This window comes from Enterobacter cloacae complex sp. IR5402 (assembly GCF_049238125.1).
GTDB classification, from domain to species: domain Bacteria; phylum Pseudomonadota; class Gammaproteobacteria; order Enterobacterales; family Enterobacteriaceae; genus Enterobacter; species Enterobacter hormaechei_C.
In genome coordinates, this window is the sequence record NZ_JBMKHO010000008.1 from 169415 (window position 1) to 184950 (window position 15536).

Annotated in this window: 16 protein-coding genes and 1 pseudogene; 2 read left to right on the forward strand and 15 right to left on the reverse strand. The window is 52.7% G+C overall.

All coding sequences use genetic code 11. From position 1 onward, the window contains the following. Positions 1 to 249: 249 nt before the first annotated feature. The 10 genes from nth to blr form a co-directional block, all read right to left on the reverse strand. Positions 250 to 885 (reverse strand): endonuclease III, encoded by a 636-nt coding sequence (nth, locus tag ACOTXL_RS15400; protein ID WP_003857594.1) that lies wholly within the window; start codon positions 883 to 885, stop codon positions 250 to 252. Next, positions 882 to 1568 (reverse strand): electron transport complex subunit E, encoded by a 687-nt coding sequence (locus ACOTXL_RS15405; RefSeq protein WP_003857592.1) that lies wholly within the window; start codon positions 1566 to 1568, stop codon positions 882 to 884. Before ACOTXL_RS15405 ends, nth begins: the two co-directional genes overlap by 4 nt. A 2-nt stretch (positions 1569 to 1570) precedes the next feature. Then, entirely contained in the window at positions 1571 to 2191 is a 621-nt protein-coding gene (rsxG, locus tag ACOTXL_RS15410) for an electron transport complex subunit RsxG (protein WP_045350975.1), read from the reverse strand. A 10-nt stretch (positions 2192 to 2201) separates the two neighbouring features. Beyond that, positions 2202 to 3254: an electron transport complex subunit RsxD gene (gene rsxD, locus ACOTXL_RS15415; RefSeq protein ID WP_003857588.1), complete on the reverse strand. Its 1053-nt coding sequence runs from the start codon at positions 3252 to 3254 to the stop codon at positions 2202 to 2204. Then, positions 3255 to 5276, reverse strand: a complete 2022-nt coding sequence (gene rsxC, locus ACOTXL_RS15420) for an electron transport complex subunit RsxC (RefSeq protein WP_045350976.1) — start codon at positions 5274 to 5276, stop codon at positions 3255 to 3257. Next, positions 5269 to 5847 carry an electron transport complex subunit RsxB gene (gene rsxB, locus ACOTXL_RS15425; RefSeq protein WP_003857583.1) on the reverse strand — a complete coding sequence of 193 codons (579 nt, stop codon included), beginning with the start codon at positions 5845 to 5847 and terminating at the stop codon, positions 5269 to 5271. Before rsxB ends, rsxC begins: the two co-directional genes overlap by 8 nt. Then, the gene (gene rsxA / locus ACOTXL_RS15430; RefSeq protein WP_003857582.1) at positions 5847 to 6428 is read right to left on the reverse strand and encodes an electron transport complex subunit RsxA; all 582 of its coding nucleotides are present in this window, start codon (positions 6426 to 6428) and stop codon (positions 5847 to 5849) included. The genes rsxB and rsxA overlap by 1 nt, the downstream gene beginning before the upstream one ends. Positions 6429 to 6504: 76 nt before the next feature. Next, on the reverse strand, positions 6505 to 6945 hold the full coding sequence (locus ACOTXL_RS15435; protein ID WP_015570663.1) for a DUF2569 domain-containing protein: 441 nt from the start codon (positions 6943 to 6945) through the stop codon (positions 6505 to 6507). A gap of 85 nt (positions 6946 to 7030) precedes the next feature. Next, a complete protein-coding gene (gene ydgT / locus ACOTXL_RS15440; RefSeq protein ID WP_000217941.1) occupies positions 7031 to 7246 on the reverse strand; it encodes a transcription modulator YdgT in 216 nt (71 codons plus the stop codon). 229 nt (positions 7247 to 7475) lie between these two features. Continuing rightward, on the reverse strand, positions 7476 to 7601 hold the full coding sequence (gene blr, locus ACOTXL_RS15445) for a division septum protein Blr (RefSeq protein WP_151884424.1): 126 nt from the start codon (positions 7599 to 7601) through the stop codon (positions 7476 to 7478). 209 nt (positions 7602 to 7810) lie between these two features. Here blr and ACOTXL_RS15450 point away from each other — a divergent pair, with 209 nt between their 5' ends. Beyond that, on the forward strand, positions 7811 to 8881 hold the full coding sequence (locus ACOTXL_RS15450) for an oxidoreductase (protein ID WP_234393273.1): 1071 nt from the start codon (positions 7811 to 7813) through the stop codon (positions 8879 to 8881). Between the two features lie 56 nt (positions 8882 to 8937). Here the strand turns inward: ACOTXL_RS15450 and add are convergent, their stop codons facing one another. The 3 genes and pseudogenes from add to ACOTXL_RS15465 form a co-directional block, all read right to left on the reverse strand. Then, a complete protein-coding gene (gene add, locus ACOTXL_RS15455) occupies positions 8938 to 9936 on the reverse strand; it encodes an adenosine deaminase (protein ID WP_015570661.1) in 999 nt (332 codons plus the stop codon). 96 nt (positions 9937 to 10032) lie between these two features. Next, on the reverse strand, positions 10033 to 11205 hold the full coding sequence (locus tag ACOTXL_RS15460) for a MalY/PatB family protein (RefSeq protein ID WP_045350978.1): 1173 nt from the start codon (positions 11203 to 11205) through the stop codon (positions 10033 to 10035). 50 nt (positions 11206 to 11255) lie between these two features. Then, a pseudogene (locus ACOTXL_RS15465) lies at positions 11256 to 11723 on the reverse strand (glucose PTS transporter subunit EIIB); the annotation flags it as partial. A gap of 418 nt (positions 11724 to 12141) precedes the next feature. On the opposite strand from ACOTXL_RS15465, the gene ACOTXL_RS15470 reads away from it, so the two are divergent. Continuing rightward, a complete protein-coding gene (locus ACOTXL_RS15470; protein WP_049025764.1) occupies positions 12142 to 12864 on the forward strand; it encodes a YagK/YfjJ domain-containing protein in 723 nt (240 codons plus the stop codon). Positions 12865 to 13406: 542 nt separating this feature from the next. On the opposite strand, the gene ACOTXL_RS15475 is transcribed toward ACOTXL_RS15470, so the two are convergent. Both ACOTXL_RS15475 and ACOTXL_RS15480 read right to left on the reverse strand, forming a co-directional pair. After that, positions 13407 to 14492: an MmcB family DNA repair protein gene (locus ACOTXL_RS15475; protein WP_058660857.1), complete on the reverse strand. Its 1086-nt coding sequence runs from the start codon at positions 14490 to 14492 to the stop codon at positions 13407 to 13409. 158 nt (positions 14493 to 14650) lie between these two features. Continuing rightward, positions 14651 to 15265 (reverse strand): recombinase family protein, encoded by a 615-nt coding sequence (locus ACOTXL_RS15480; RefSeq protein WP_063216025.1) that lies wholly within the window; start codon positions 15263 to 15265, stop codon positions 14651 to 14653. Positions 15266 to 15536 lie beyond the last annotated feature (271 nt).

Consider the following 15536-nt stretch of genomic DNA (forward strand, 5'->3'; position numbering starts at 1 on the left):
GTCTGACAAAGGGGTTGGGCGGGTTTTAACAACAAAAATCCAACATCAGGTTATCAGAGTGATCGCGATCACAGATGTATAGAAATTTTTGGTGATGAAAAAACTATTAACCTGTTTGAGTGTTAAATGACCGAAGAATCGACAATGCGTAAAGGAGAAAAAGAGGGTAATTTATGGTCAAATGAGAAGATATCAGAGCCCTTGTTAATTCTAAGGGCTTGAAAAGGTAAGAAGTAAGGTGGTTTACGCTCAGGGATAGACTTTTTCTTTGTATTCGCAGAGATCTTCGATAATGCAGGAACCGCAGCGTGGCTTACGGGCAATACAGGTATACCGGCCGTGCAGGATCAGCCAGTGGTGGCAGTCCACCTTAAATTCCGCAGGAACGACTTTTAACAGCTTCTCTTCAACCTCTTCCACGTTTTTACCCGGCGCGAAACGGGTGCGATTTGAGACGCGGAAGATATGGGTATCCACGGCGATGGTCGGCCAGCCAAACGCCGTGTTCAGCACCACATTTGCCGTTTTACGCCCGACGCCCGGCAACGCTTCCAGCGCGGCGCGATCTTCAGGGACTTCACCGCCGTGCTTCTCCAGCAGGATCCGGCAGGTCTTAATGACGTTTTCGGCCTTGCTGTTAAACAGGCCAATGGTCTTGATATAGGATTTCACACCTTCAACGCCCAGCTCCAGCATGGCCTGCGGCGTATTGGCGACAGGGTAGAGCAGGGCAGTGGCTTTATTGACGCTCACGTCCGTCGCCTGTGCAGAGAGCAGCACCGCGATCAACAGTTCAAACGGCGAGTTAAAGTTCAGCTCTGTCGTTGGATGAGGATTCTCATCGCGCAGGCGCGTCAGGATCGCAATGCGTTTCTCTTTATTCATACTGCTTTCTCGGGGATCCCTTCCTGTACGCTGCGTTCAGCGGCGCGGCGTTTACGTTTTTCATCAATCAGGTATTTTAACGCCAGCATCATCCCAAGGCCAATGAAGGCGCCAGGAGGTAGCATGGCCAGCAGGAACGGGGTGTCCGTATGGAACACCTCAATACGCAGCGACTTCGCCCAGCCGCCAAGCAGCGCGTCCGCACCGTCGAAGAGCGTACCGTTGCCCAAAATTTCACGCAGAGAGCCGAGGACGAACATGGCGGCAGTCGCGCCCATGCCGATGGAAAACCCATCCAGCGCGGATATGGCCGGATTGTTTTTCACCGCGAAGGCTTCAGCGCGGCCTACGACAATACAGTTAGTCACGATAAGCGGAATGAAGATCCCGAGCGACTGGTACAGGCCAAATGCGTAGGCGTTAATCAGCATTTGCACGACGCTGACCACCGACGCAATGATCATGACATAAATCGGAATACGGATTTCTGACGGCGTCCAGCGGCGCAAAACAGAAATGGAAAAGTTAGTCAGGGTCAGCACCAGCGTGGTCGCCAGCCCCAGCCCGAGCGCGTTGGTGGCGGTAGACGTCACCGCCAGCAGCGGACATAGCCCCAGCAGCTGCACCAGCGCGGAGTTGTTCTTCCAGAGACCCTGGACGATAACCTCTTTAACCTGGCTCATGGTCACTCCTCACAGGTGGAAAGATGATTGATCTGCGCGGGCAGCGTTTCGGCATACAGCCCGGCGCGCTTTACGGCGTTGACCACCGCGCGCGGAGTAATCGTGGCGCCCGTGAACTGGTCAAATTCGCCGCCATCTTTTTTCACCGCGAAAGCAGGATCGTCCTCGCCATGAATCATCTTTCCGGCGAAGTGTAAGATCCAGTCGCTTAAGCGTGTTTCAATTCTGTCGCCAAGGCCCGGCGTTTCGTGATGCTCCGTCACGCGCGTACCCAGTACGGTGCCGGAAAAATCGCTGCCCACCAGCAGCTGAATCGCACCGGAGTAACCGTCCGGCGCGGTGGCTTCCATGACGGCGCCCACGGGGTTATCGCCCTTGCGGGCAATATAAACGCGATGGGGTCCTTTACCAAGCTGCGGAGCCTGCACGACAAAGCAGCTTTTTTGCAGGTCATTATCGTAGAGATCGGATGGGATCACCTGATCGAACAGCGCTTTTTGCTGCTTCATTGCCTGCTCTGCAATGGTGGTTTTCGTCAGTTCATTTACCAGCGCGGTCAGCCCGGTGAGGGCGGCGGCGAAGATCGCCAGCGTGACGCCGTGTTTTTGCATTGTCTTGAGCATGGCGCGACCCTTAGCGATGACCGTACACGCGTGGACGCGTGTAGTAGTCGATGAGCGGAACGGTGATGTTAGCCAGCAGCACGGCAAATGCCACGCCGTCCGGATAGCCGCCAAAGCTGCGAATAAGCCAGACCAGCAAGCCTGCCAGCGCGCCGAAAATCAGACGACCACGGTTGGTGGTAGAGGCGGTGACCGGATCGGTCAGAATAAAGAATGCCCCGAGCATGGTCGCGCCGGAGAGCAGATGGAGCTGCGGGCTGGCCAGTGACTCAGGTGAGATAACCCAGCCGAGCGTCGAGCAGACGGCCAGCGTCACCAGGAAGCTCACCGGAATATGCCAGCGGATCGCCTTCTGTTGCAGCAGGAACGCGCCACCCAACAGGTAGGCCAGATTGACCCACTGCCAGCCAGCACCTGCCAGTACGCCGCTGTAAATAGACGATTTCATCACCTGCTCCACGCTTTGTCCGGCACGCAGGGAGGTTTTGAAGGTATCGAGCGGAGTGGCCTGACTGATGCCGTCCACGCCCATGCGAAGCGCGTTCATATCTGCGCCCAGCGCGGTGTGGCCGGTAAAGATAACGTGCAGGGCATCCATAAAGCCGGGCACCGTGGCGGCGATCTCATGCGGCGGCAGCCAGCTGGTCATCTGTACCGGGAAGGAGATCAGCAGTACTACGTAGCCAATCATCGCCGGGTTAAACGGGTTATGGCCCAGCCCGCCGTACAGCTGCTTGGCGATGATCACCGCAAACACCGTTCCCAATACCACCATCCACCACGGGGCGAACGGGGGAATGCTGATGGCCAGCAACAGGCCGGTCAACAGGGCGGAGTTATCGCTCAGGATGCGAGTCACCTCCATTTTGCGCAGCTTCAGGATCGCGGCTTCCGCTGCGACGGCACTGGCGCAACCCAGAACTAACTGGAAAAGCGTACCCCAGCCGAAAAACCAACACTGTACGGCAATACCTGGCAGCGCGGCCAGGCACACCAGCATCATAATACGCGATGTCTGGCGCTGGTTATGGGTATAAGGGGAACTTGCAATTCTGAAAACCATTTAATCCTCGTTAACGGCTTGCTGCGCGGCTTTCTTTGCCTGAACGCGCGCAATCGCGGCGGCGACTGCGGCTTTGCGTGGATCGTCATTAGCGGCCGCAGGCAGTTCGTCCTGCTGTGCCGCTTTTCGTGCTTTGGCACGGGCGATGGCCGCTTCAACGGCGGCTTTACGCGGATCGACAGGGGCTTCACTCTCTTCGGCAGGTTGTAGCTGTGCCGCTTTACGTGCTTTGGCGCGGGCGATAGCGGCTTCAACGGCCGCCTTGCGCGGATCCGTCGCTTCCTGTTCAACCACCACTGTCTGCTGACCGGCTTTGCGGGCTTTTGCCCTGGCAATAGCCGCTTCCACCGCCGCTTTACGCGGGTCGATGTCGGCTTCCGGTTTGGCGTTTTGCGCTTTCTCCGCCTGACGCGCGCGTGCTTCGGCTTTCCGCGCTTCGCGGGCCGCAATCGCTTCGCTGTTGTCCGGTTTTTCTCCCGGAGCGATCACAACCGTCTGGGCGGCGGTGGCTTTCTTCTCGCGTACGCGGGCCAGGGCTGCGTTAATGGCATCCTGATCTTTCGCCGCAGGCTGCACGGCAGCCTGCTTATGGCGTTCCTGACGGGCTTGTTTCTCGCGCTCCAGTCGCGCCCGGCGCGCTTCAAAGCGGGCCTTCGCTTCAGCGGCACGTTTTTCTTCCATGGAGATGGCGTAGATTTCAGCTTTCTCCTGACGGAAATACTGCACCAGCGGAATATTGCTTGGGCAGACCCAGGCGCAGGCACCGCATTCAATACAGTCAGCCAGGTTATGCGCCTGGGCTTTATCGTGCAGCTGGCCTTTGCTGTACCAGTACAACTGCTGCGGCAGTAAATCTGCCGGGCATGCGTCCGCACAGGCGCTACAGCGTATGCAACCTTTCTCTTCCTGCGTTTCGCCCATCTCCGTCAGGGAAGGGGCGAGCAGGCAGTTGGTAATCTTCACCACCGGCACATCAAGCCACGGCAGGGTAAAGCCCATCAGCGGGCCGCCCATAATGACCAGTTGATCGCTACCCGGGCAGAAGCCAGCCTGTTCCAGCAGATGACGCACCGGCGTACCCAGACGCGCCCAGATGTTGCCGGGACGGGAGACGGACTCGCCGGTCAGCGTGACGACGCGCTCGGTCAATGGCTCGCCGTCAATCACCGCACGTTTCACCGCGTAGGCGGTCCCCACGTTTTGCATCAGCACGCCGATGTCGGACGAACGGCCCCCGTGGGGGACCTGTTTGCCGGTCAGGATCTGCGTCAGCTGTTTTGCCCCGCCGGACGGATATTTGGTCGGGATCACGCGCAGGGCGATATCATGGCTGTCCGCCAGTACTGCACGCAGCATCGAAATGGCCTGCGGTTTATTGTCCTCAATACCGATCAGCACTTCGCGGGGTTGCAGGATATGCGCAAGAATGCGAATACCTTCCACCACCTGCGCGGCACAGTCCTGCATCAGACGGTCATCGGCGGTGATGTACGGTTCGCACTCGGCGGCGTTGATGATCAGCGTTTCGATTTTATCGCCGCCGCCGTGAAGCTTAGCGCCGGTCGGGAAGCCTGCGCCCCCCAGACCCGCCACGCCGAACTGATGAATGCGTTCAATCAGCGCTTCACGGCTGTGGGAACGGTAGTCGCTCCAGCCGTCACGCTCGATCCAGCGGTCTTCACCATCGGCTTCAATGATCACGCTCAGCTCAGACAACGCCGACGGATGGGCAACGGTATGGGGGGCAACAGCCACCACCTTACCGGAAGTCGGGGCATGTATCGGCAACATCCGTCCGCGACCAAAGGTCAGCGGCTGGCCGCGAAGAACGCTATCGCCTTCTTTCACGCACAATTCGCCTTCCGCGCCGATATGCTGTTTCAGGGGCATAACGTAACGGGTCGCCAGCGGGATCTGGCGCAGCGGCGTGCCGTTAGACTGCGATTTCATCTCAGGCGGATGAATGCCGCCGTCGAAATCCCAGATCTTCTCTTTTCTGAAGGCAGAAAATAACTTAAGCATGTTGTTCCACAGGAATATTGCGAACCGGAATGGTCTGAAGGTCCCACTTCCAGTTTTCGGTAGTCGTTTCAACCGGGCGCAGTTCTATACACTGCGTCGGGCAGGGCGCCACGCAGAGATTACAGCCGGTGCACAGATCCGCCACAACGGTATGCATCGCGCGCGTTGCGCCCACAATGGCGTCAACAGGACACGCCTGAATACATTTTGTGCAGCCAATGCAGTTGGCTTCGTCGATAACAGCAAGGGCACGAACAGGCTCCTGGGCCTGTTCATCGCCGTCGACAGGCTGGGGATCGACGTTCAGCAGGGCAGCTATTTTAAGCATGACCGCTTCGCCACCCGGCGCGCAGCGGTTGATCTTTTCTCCCTGCACGCCCACCGCCTCAGCGTAAGGGCGGCAGCCAGGGTAGCCGCACTGCCCGCACTGGCTCTGGGGTAAAAGTTCATCAATTTTTTCAACCACCGGATCGTCCTCCACCGCAAACCGGCGGGAGGCGTAACCCAGAATGATGCCAAAGACGAGTCCCAGCACGCTGATGGACGCGATGGCAATCCAGATAGCACTCATTACAACTTAACCAGACCACTAAAGCCCATAAAGGCCAGAGACATTAAACCTGCGGTCACCAGAGCGATGGCGTTACCGCGAAACGGCGCGGGAATATCCGCCGCGGCCAGACGCTCGCGAATCGAGGCGAACAGGACCATAACAAAAGAAAAACCGACCGCGGCGGAAAAACCATACAGCGCCGATTGCAGGAAATTATGCCCAAGGTTGATATTCAGTAGCGCCACGCCCAGCACCGCACAGTTAGTGGTGATGAGGGGCAGAAAAATACCCAACAGGCGATACAGGGCAGGGCTGGTTTTCCGCACCACCATTTCGGTAAATTGCACCACGACCGCAATGACCAGAATAAAGGCCAAAGTGCGCAGGTAGAGCATGTCGAGCGGGATCAGGATCCAGGTATCAATCAGCCATGCGCAAATGGAGGCCATCGTCATCACGAAGGTGGTTGCCAGCCCCATGCCCATTGCCGTCTCCAGCTTTTTGGAGACGCCCATAAACGGGCACAGGCCAAGGAACTTCACCAGTACGAAGTTATTCACCAGCACAGTTCCGACAAAGAGCAGTAAGTAATCGGTCATTATTTAGCCTGAAATAAAATAGCCGCCTATTATCGGATAAACGACAACAGGCCACAACAGGTTAACTGTAAGGTTATTACGGGTTGACAAAGGTCTTCTTAACGCGCGTCGAACGCTTGAAATAAGGGACCAGAAGCGCCGTCGCCAGTAGCGGAAACAGTAACTGGCGAACCGCCAGCGCGTCAGACACAGGCGAGAAAGCGAACGCTTTGACAGCCAGCAGCACGGAGACCAGCAGCCAGATAATGTAATGCTTTGGCACGCTTTTGCGGCGTTTGAAGAAGGCGATAGTCAGCCACAGCGTGTAGTACCACATCGCGATCGCGAAAACGAACGACACAAACCACGTCGCAATATTGAGCGCACTCTGGGACATCAGTGTCTGGATTGCATGAGGCGTAACCAGTGCGGTGGTGTAAAGCAACAGCGCCAGTGAAGCGCTTAATAATGCCACCAGCAGCCATGCCAGCGGGGCGATTAACCAGCCCCCAATTCTCTCTCCAGGCAATGCGGTCATACGCTCTCCCATAGTCTGCGCGAAATGTTATACAGAAATTTGCAGGGCGGAGAGTATATAACATTTCACGCCGAAGGCTACTTTCTTATACAACGTAACGCCATACGGATTTAGGCACTTCCCCCACATTGAACAGACGACCGCCAGAGACCAGTTCGGCGCGACGATGGTCAGCAGCGCGGTACATATTGATGATGTCCTGATTATCCGACAGCGTGTAGTTCAGATGGTCAAACAGTTTTTCCAGGCTTTCAAGGGAATTGATCTTGCGAAATTTTAATAAATAGTCCTGAACTGTCATATTAATAAGTTTCCATATAAAAGGGTAATACCCATAAAGGTAATGCGTTCGAATAATAAACGGATTAATAAAGACGTAAACTGTCCACTCGGGTAACGCGACGAAATTAGGAGTTTTCTTTGCGAAGAATCAGGCATCAGGAGATGCCTGAAAGAGAAGGGTAACCCCGTTCATTACGGCTGGCAATATGTTCCATGACGTAATGTGTCACGCTTTATGACGACACGGCTTACTTTTGTTGTGCGACAGTCACAGGCTCCGGCGGCTGGTAGTTATCGATATGGCTGGCAATGCCGAGCAACACGACTGAAACCCCAAGGACAATCCATCCCGCTAATTCAATGATTCGATTAATTATTGACGCCATAATTTGTGTTTGTAATTTATCCATAAATACAGATTACAAATGTTACAGCGCCCTTTTCTTCAGAGCAAGCGCTTTGGGAACGATTCCCCGGGCCCCTATGCACACTTTAATGCGAGGTAACAAAAAACGCTGTCGTGAGATGCTATTTTAACTCACAGGGCACATTATTAATGTGTGCGTTAAGCACAAGGCCAGTGATAAATAAGCGCACAGCGAGGGGGCAAACGAAGAGTGAAAACATCCGCGTCGGTCTTATTGGCTACGGGTACGCAAGCAAAACCTTTCATGCACCGCTGGTTGCCGGCACGCCGGGAATGGAACTGGCGGCCATCACAAGCAGCGATGAGACTAAGGTCCGCGCCGACTGGCCAGCTGTGCCGGTGGTAACGGAGCCTAAGCATCTGTTTAACGATCCTAATATTGACCTTATTGTCATTCCTACCCCTAACGACACTCATTTCCCCCTGGCGAAAGCGGCGCTGGAGGCATGCAAACATGTTGTTGTCGATAAGCCCTTCACCGTGACGTTGTCACAGGCGCGCGAGCTGGATGCGCTGGCGCGAAGTCTGGGTCGGTTATTATCGGTCTTTCACAACCGGCGCTGGGACAGCGATTTCGTGACGGTCAAAGCGCTGATCAACGAAGGCACGCTCGGCGAAATTGCCTTTTTTGAGTCGCACTTCGATCGTTATCGTCCGCAGGTGCGAGATCGCTGGCGCGAGCAGGCGGGACCGGGCAGCGGCATCTGGTATGACTTAGCGCCGCATCTTCTCGATCAGGCCGTTCATCTGTTTGGTCTGCCCGTAAGCATGGCGGTCGATTTAGCGCAGCTCAGGCCGGGGGCGCAGACCACCGACTATTTCCATGCCATTTTGAGTTATCCGCAGCGGCGCATTGTGCTGCACGGGACAATGCTTGCGGCGGCGGAATCGGCCCGCTATATCATTCATGGGGCGCGCGGCAGCTATGTGAAGTTCGGCCAGGATCCGCAGGAAGAGCGCCTCAAAAATGGCGAACGCTTACCGCAGGAGGACTGGGGCTACGACATGCGCGACGGGGTGGTGACGCGTGCGGAGGGTGAGGCGCTGGTTGAAGAGACGGTATTGACCCTGCCGGGGAACTATCCGGCGTATTACGCCGCCATTCGTAACGCGCTGAACGGTTCAGGTGAAAATCCGGTTCCCGCAAGCCAGGCAATCCAGATTATGGAGCTCATTGAGCTGGGGATCGAATCTGCCAAACATCGCGCAACGCTCTGTCTGGCATAAGTGCCAAACGCTTTCGTAGGCCGGGTAAGCGCAGCGCCACCCGGCAGTAAAGAGGACTACTGAGCAACTTTATCGCGCAGCGCCTGTTTCTCTTCAGGCGTCAGGAAGGCGATCTCCAGCCCGTTGATTTGCGCCTGACGGATCTGCTCGCGGCTCAGCCCGGCCTGCGGCGCGGCGATGTTGTATTCGTGAATAATATCCACGCCCTGAACCGCCGGATCGTCCGTGTTCAGTGAAGCCAGCACCCCGTGTTCAAGGAAGGTTTTCAGCGGGTGTTGCGCCAGCGATGCCACTGTACTGGTCTGAATATTGGAGGTCAGGCAGGATTCGATTCCAATACGTTGTTCGGCGAGGAAATCCATCAGCGCGCGATCTTCAATGGCTTTCACGCCGTGACCAATACGTTCCGCACCCAGTTCACGAATGGCCTGCCAGATGCTTTCCGGCCCCGCGGCTTCGCCTGCATGAACGGTAATATGCCATCCTGCATCACGTGCGCGGTTGAAATGAGACAGGAACAGGCTGCCCGGGAAGCCCAGCTCGTCACCGGCGAGGTCGATGGCGGTGATCTGGTCGCGATGCGCCAGTAATGCTTCCAGCTCCTGAAGACAGGCCGCTTCACCGAAGGTACGGCTCATAATGCCGATCAAACGCGCCTGAACGTCAAAGGTTTTACAGCCTTCACGCACGCCTTCAATGACCGCTTCAACCACGCCCGCTACGGGGAGATTGTGGGTCATCGCCATATAGCCCGGGGAGAAACGCAGTTCGACATAGTGCAGGCCGTTGCGCGCGGCATCTTCGATGTTTTCAAAGGCGACACGGCGACAGGCATCGACCGAGGCCAGCATCTTCACGCCCCAGTCGAGCTTGCTCAGAAAGCTCACCAGATCCGGTTCGTTCGACGTGACCTGAACATGGGGGATCAGGGTTTCAAGCGTTTCGGCAGGGAGGGTTAAATTGAACTGGCGACCAAGATCGAGAATGGTTTGGGCACGAATGTTTCCGTCGAGGTGGCGGTGAATATCAGTTAAAGGCAGGCGTGTATCAATCATGGTCGCACTCTTTGCTGGTTAAAGTGCGCCATATTATAAAAACAAAACGGGGTAAAAAGCTATTTGCGCAAGGGAATATTCCGTTGCGCAAATGATTTACAGCAGAGTGTTGATGCCAGCGATAAGGCGCTGAACGCCCTGTTCAAGCTTACTACGCGGACAGCCAGCGTTCAGTCGCACATAGCCTTTACCTTCATCCCCATAGGTATATCCCGGCATGATGGCCACTTTTTGCTGTTCAATCAGCACGTTTTGCAGCGTCTTGTCATCAATGCCAAGCGGGCTGAGATCGACCCAGGCCAGATAGGTTGCCTCTGGCGGTTGCCAGTTGAGTGTCGGAAATGCACTGTTTAGTTCGCGAGCAACATACCGCAGATTCTCTTCGAGATAGGTCCGCAGCGCGTCCAGCCACGGTTCGCCCTGCCGGTAAGCAGCAATGTGCGCGGTCAGCGCCAGCACGGAAGGGGAAGAGAGTCCGTCCCGACCTTTTAATGCGTTCAGATAGGCGTTACGGCTGGCATCATCGGCGATAAGCCCCCAGGCGCCCGTCAGCGCCGGAATGTTGAAGCTTTTGGAACCCGAGGTCAGCAGCGCCCATTTACCGCGCGCAACCTCATTCCACGGGGTGTGACGATGCATGCCCCATACCATATCCATATGAATTTCGTCGCTGATCACCGCTACGTCATAACGTTCACACAGGGCCGCCATTGTGGTCAGCTCCTCCCGCGTCCAGACTTTGCCGGTCGGGTTTTGCGGGCTACACAGCAGCAGCACCTTGTTTTCCGGTTTTGACAGCGCCGCTTCCAGCGCGGCCATATCGCCCTCCCAGCCAGGCGCTGTTTTCTGCATTGGCACGGAAACAACGGTACGCTGGTTGCCTTCGATGGCTTTATAAAAAGCATCGTAAGCCGGGGTATGAACCACCACGCCGTCGCCAGGTGAGGACCAGAGGCGGATCAGCTCCGAGACCATATAAATGACCGACGGCCCATACACCACGGTTTCGGTATCAATCTGACTGTTAAAGCGTTGCCGGAACCAGTGCGCCACGGCGGCCAGAAATTCGTCATTTTTCCAGCGACTGTAGCCAAACACCCCGTGGTTTATTCGCTGGTGCAGCGCATCGGTAATGCAGGGGGCGGTGGCGAAATCCATATCAGAGATGGTGAAGGGCAGCAGGTCGGCAGCGCCAAAACGGTCAGCGACATAATCCCACTGGGTACACCAGGTGCCGTGTCGATCCACGACGGTAGAAAAATCAAACATGACGGTGCTCCGTAAAGTAAAACCCCCTCATGACGAGGGGGGGCGAGGCATCAGGCTTCGACGGTTCGCATCAGGGTTGCCAGCTCATCCTTCACTGACTGTACCTGCGGGCCAATGACGACCTGCAAATTGTGCTGATTTAACTGTACTACGCCAATAGCCCGGTTAGCTTTAAGTGCGTTGGTATCCACTTTGGACATGTCCGCCACCGACAAACGCAGGCGGGTGATGCAGTTATCCAGAGAGGTAATATTATCCGCACCGCCCAGCGCCGCCAGAATAGCCGGCGTGTTATATCCGGATTTCCCAACGGTACCGGCCACCGCCTGTTCAACGCTGGTGGCCGTATCGGCATCGCGGCCTGGCGTTTTCAGGTTAAAGCGGGTGATGGCGAAGCGGAAGATCCCGTAGTAAACCGCGAACCAGATGGCGGCCACAACCGGCACCAGATACCACTTGGTGGACAGGCCGTGCAGGATACCGAATACCACGAAGTCAATCACGTTACCGTCGGTGTTCACTGAAGTGTAATAGGTATAATTGATATTTGCCGATGTACACTGTGAACAATCAGGTTACTGCAATGTTGAAAATTACAGCTCCCACTCAACTGTGTATGCCGGAAGGAAGCCAAAGACAAGATTGTAAATCCCTTTGAATTTCTCCGTTGTTACCAACACCCCACACAATCATCATCCCTCTTTTATCAAGGCATGATTTCCGTTGCCCCCTTTCACTCCTTCTGATATGATAATGAGTTATTATAAATATTTCCGTAAACTTTGTTCCGTAGTATTTCTCTCCTCGAAAACATCCCCAACGTCAGATGCAAGGCGGCTTTGCGCTATCGCAAATGCCATCGTTTTACCGTGGTTTTAGGTAGTAACTATGTAGGAGGTGTGATCTCTTTCTGAGTACAAAAAGGTTAAATTAACAATGATGCAACAATCACAAACCCTATTCGAATCGTCGGTTTTATCGGCAACAAGTTTTCGTACCGTCTACCATGAACACGGACGTTACAAAACAATTAATGGCAACTCCTTTGTTCATGATGGTCATGCATACCGGATTAACACAAGAATCGGCTCTGGTGTTCGTCATGACATACTTATTTCAACAATCAACGAACTGAACGCAATCCTGAAGCTCTACAGTCGAGTGTTCCTGACCCGTTTTGATCTCCACCTCCCTGAGTTCACTTCTGTTGAAGCAGGTAACAAATACATACGCAACCTGTTCAAACGATTACGTGACCGCCTGGAGTCTGGAAACAACGGTTTATCAGAACCTATCATCGATTTTGCTTACGGTTGGGTTTGCGAACAGGAAAAGGCTTCACAACCCCATTACCATTGTTGGATTGCACTTCCACATCGTTCGGTAAGATGGTTTGGAACGCCAGAAAGAGGGATCGCTGGTATTATTACGGAAATCTGGATGAAACTGACAGGTGGTAAAGCAACGCTGGTAAACTTGTCTAAAGCCACTAAAGACTATCCCGATCACTACGTCATTCATCGTGAACATCCTTCATCACTCGAAGGTCCGGTATTCTGGCTTTCTTACCTGGCAAAAGAACGTGGTAAAGCGCAAACAGGGAAGGGAACACGCATGTACTCAACATCAAAATTGAGTTGTAAAGCACTAAATTCGTAAATATCGCACAGGAAGCCCGTAGCGCGTTTTTCTTTCCAAGGTATGCAATCGCATTACCCATATCATGAAAATCGCTTACAGCCTCGCTCAGAGCGTTTTAAGGCATAATTTGTAACTGGTTAACTTTATGCTTCGGTCAGTTGCATGATAGTTCAACTACAGTTGCTATGCTGATAGATTCATACATCACTTCAAAATTCCTCGCGAAGCGAGGGACACGAACGAAGTGAGTGTCTGTGTACGATGTACTGTTTATAATATTTATATTTTATATATAGAGAAAACAGTACATTTCCGTATATTTTTTAACCAGCATTAACTATCCGTCTTCGCTTCGCTTGACGGAACTCGCTTCGCTCGTAATTCAGGATATAACTTCAGCGTTTGAAACGATTTTCGCAACCCTTAGAACGTTTTGTTCAATGTTCATTGTCCGGTCAGAATCGAAGATAAAATATTAGATTTGGCCTGACACAGCTTTGGCACAGAGCAGACCTTCACCTCCGTCAAGTGCCAACAGCGAGCTTCGCTGAAATTAGTTTTTACTGACCAAATTCAGATTGAACGAATTTTAATGTTTGCTCATGCCGCAATTTACAGACGACATTTTGGTTCGCGAAGATGCCAGAAAATGTTTTCGCCTGCTCTCTCGGAAGAGACTTGATCCAACGAACACCAACAACCCATTCTGAAAGTTCTTCATTGTCAGAGTTTGCGTTTGGGTGTTCCGCTTTCAATCCTGCGGAGAGTAAAGGAACATTTGAATCAGTTACGAAATCGCGAATCATGACTGCTGGTTTGGTCACTTCCCCAAAGCCGACGTAACCGCATCCTTTCATGTAAGCATAAATTTTGTCACCGACTGCAAGACGATTAAGTGCAGATGAGTACACCTTCCCTTGACCTGCGCTAATAAAGCCAAATTGTCTGTTATCGTCCCAGGTTCGATACTTGCATTCGCCCACATTCACGAACCAACTACCAGTCCAATCTTCTTGAGTGGAAGCAATTGCTCTATGCTTAATTTCTCTTCGTTCAATATAATCTTTAGCTTCCGGCAACGGAATAATTGTTTCCGGTTTGATAAATAGCTCACCATCAGAATCGACAAATGGTGCAAGCCGAGTGCACTGAATATCTATGCCATATTCTCGCAGCCATAATACAGCGGAGATGACTTCAGAGTTGAATTCTTTTGAGACCAAAATAATGTGCTGTTTCTCGTTAAGTAGCTCAATATCAGCATCAATGAATTCCTCGATTTTTTTTGCTGCATCAAATTCAGACTCCTTTAAATAGGCTGCGTAAAGTTTAAAAATCTCATCGGGGAAGAGTTTTGAGCAATACGATGCATACTTTATTGCCTGCCATTCAACAGACGAGCCAGAATCATCCCGTTTTAACTCAACTATAACAAGTGCAGCCGATTTATTTACGCAAAGTAAATCGAGGCGCTTGCCTGATGCAAGAACAACCTCTTTACCAATGACAAGTAGATCATTACCCAAAATAGCAGGGCTTTTTTCGATCCACTCCTGAATATCGAAACGTTCTCTCAACCCAAGTTCGGAAAAATTTGTTGGCTTTAATTTTATTAGTGTCTTATTTATTGTATCAACACGAAACATTGGTCCTACCTCCTTTTAAACAGTTCCTATAAATTTACATGCTATATTCAGCGGCATACTCACACTATCATGAACAAAAGATAGTATGCAATATCCGCACCTCCCTTAGTGTGGACGGTCAGATCCGAGTGCATTCTTACGATATAATACAAATATAATTAGCTTAATAACTCTTTCTTGATTCGGTAAAAGGTGGCGCGGCTGATATCTGCTGCCTTCATGATGTGGGCTGGTTTAACGTTCTGCGCTAGCATTTCGCGAACAGTCTCACGTGCTTCCATATCTTTCTCTTTTCCCGTATACAAACCTGCCTGTTTTGCTCTCTCGATCCCCTGTGCCTGGCGTTTACGGCGGGTTTCATAATCTTGTCGTGCCATTGTCGCAAGGATATCGATCAGCATAGCATTGACTGCCCGAAGAATGCCGCTGGTAAGGTCGTTACCGGACATTTCAACCATCTGCCAACTGGTCGGTAAGTCCATCGAAACAATAACCAGTCCTTTACTGTTCAGCGTAGCTTTGAGTTCAGCCCATTCTTCATGTTGAAGACGACTGAGACGATCAATCGCTTCAATTAGAAGCAAGTCGCCAGGCTGTGCTTCCGCAAGTAGGCGCATCAGTTCCATACGTTCCAGCTTCGCACCACTTGCATTCTCAATGTATTCTCCGGCTACTTGCCAGTTTTTGCTTTGCGCAAATTCGCGCAGGCTAACTAATGCACGATCAGCATGTTGGCCTTCGGTAGATGCACGGCAATAGATACGGACATTCATTATGCATTCTCTTTTGAGTATTAAATGTATATCCATATGATACAGTGCGTGTTTATATTGTCAATAGAGTCAAATTCAACCCTATTGATACTTTGTATCATGGTCTTTATCAGGTATACCCGAATGAGACGATAAAAAGGAGGAAAACATCTGTGATTTTGCAAGGAAGGGGATACTGATGTAGCCCCCTGAAACACCGGACAGTAGCTGTATCTCCAGATAAGAGATAGGCTTGAATATATGTCTAACACTAACGCCAATTTTGAGATGA

Excerpts from the sequence above, each read along its gene's own strand:
- ACOTXL_RS15480 (WP_063216025.1), bottom strand. The coding sequence starts at position 15,265 with ATGAATGTCCGTATCTATTGCCGTGCATCTACCGAAGGCCAACATGCT.
- ydgT (WP_000217941.1), bottom strand. The coding sequence starts at position 7,246 with ATGACAGTTCAGGACTATTTATTAAAATTTCGCAAGATCAATTCCCTT.
- rsxG (WP_045350975.1), bottom strand. The coding sequence starts at position 2,191 with ATGCTCAAGACAATGCAAAAACACGGCGTCACGCTGGCGATCTTCGCC.
- ACOTXL_RS15475 (WP_058660857.1), bottom strand. The coding sequence starts at position 14,492 with ATGTTTCGTGTTGATACAATAAATAAGACACTAATAAAATTAAAGCCA.
- ACOTXL_RS15470 (WP_049025764.1), top strand. The coding sequence starts at position 12,142 with ATGATGCAACAATCACAAACCCTATTCGAATCGTCGGTTTTATCGGCA.
- ACOTXL_RS15435 (WP_015570663.1), bottom strand. The coding sequence starts at position 6,945 with ATGACCGCATTGCCTGGAGAGAGAATTGGGGGCTGGTTAATCGCCCCG.
- rsxA (WP_003857582.1), bottom strand. The coding sequence starts at position 6,428 with ATGACCGATTACTTACTGCTCTTTGTCGGAACTGTGCTGGTGAATAAC.
- nth (WP_003857594.1), bottom strand. The coding sequence starts at position 885 with ATGAATAAAGAGAAACGCATTGCGATCCTGACGCGCCTGCGCGATGAG.
- rsxC (WP_045350976.1), bottom strand. The coding sequence starts at position 5,276 with ATGCTTAAGTTATTTTCTGCCTTCAGAAAAGAGAAGATCTGGGATTTC.
- ACOTXL_RS15460 (WP_045350978.1), bottom strand. The coding sequence starts at position 11,205 with ATGTTTGATTTTTCTACCGTCGTGGATCGACACGGCACCTGGTGTACC.
- rsxB (WP_003857583.1), bottom strand. The coding sequence starts at position 5,847 with ATGAGTGCTATCTGGATTGCCATCGCGTCCATCAGCGTGCTGGGACTC.
- rsxD (WP_003857588.1), bottom strand. The coding sequence starts at position 3,254 with ATGGTTTTCAGAATTGCAAGTTCCCCTTATACCCATAACCAGCGCCAG.
- ACOTXL_RS15405 (WP_003857592.1), bottom strand. The coding sequence starts at position 1,568 with ATGAGCCAGGTTAAAGAGGTTATCGTCCAGGGTCTCTGGAAGAACAAC.
- add (WP_015570661.1), bottom strand. The coding sequence starts at position 9,936 with ATGATTGATACACGCCTGCCTTTAACTGATATTCACCGCCACCTCGAC.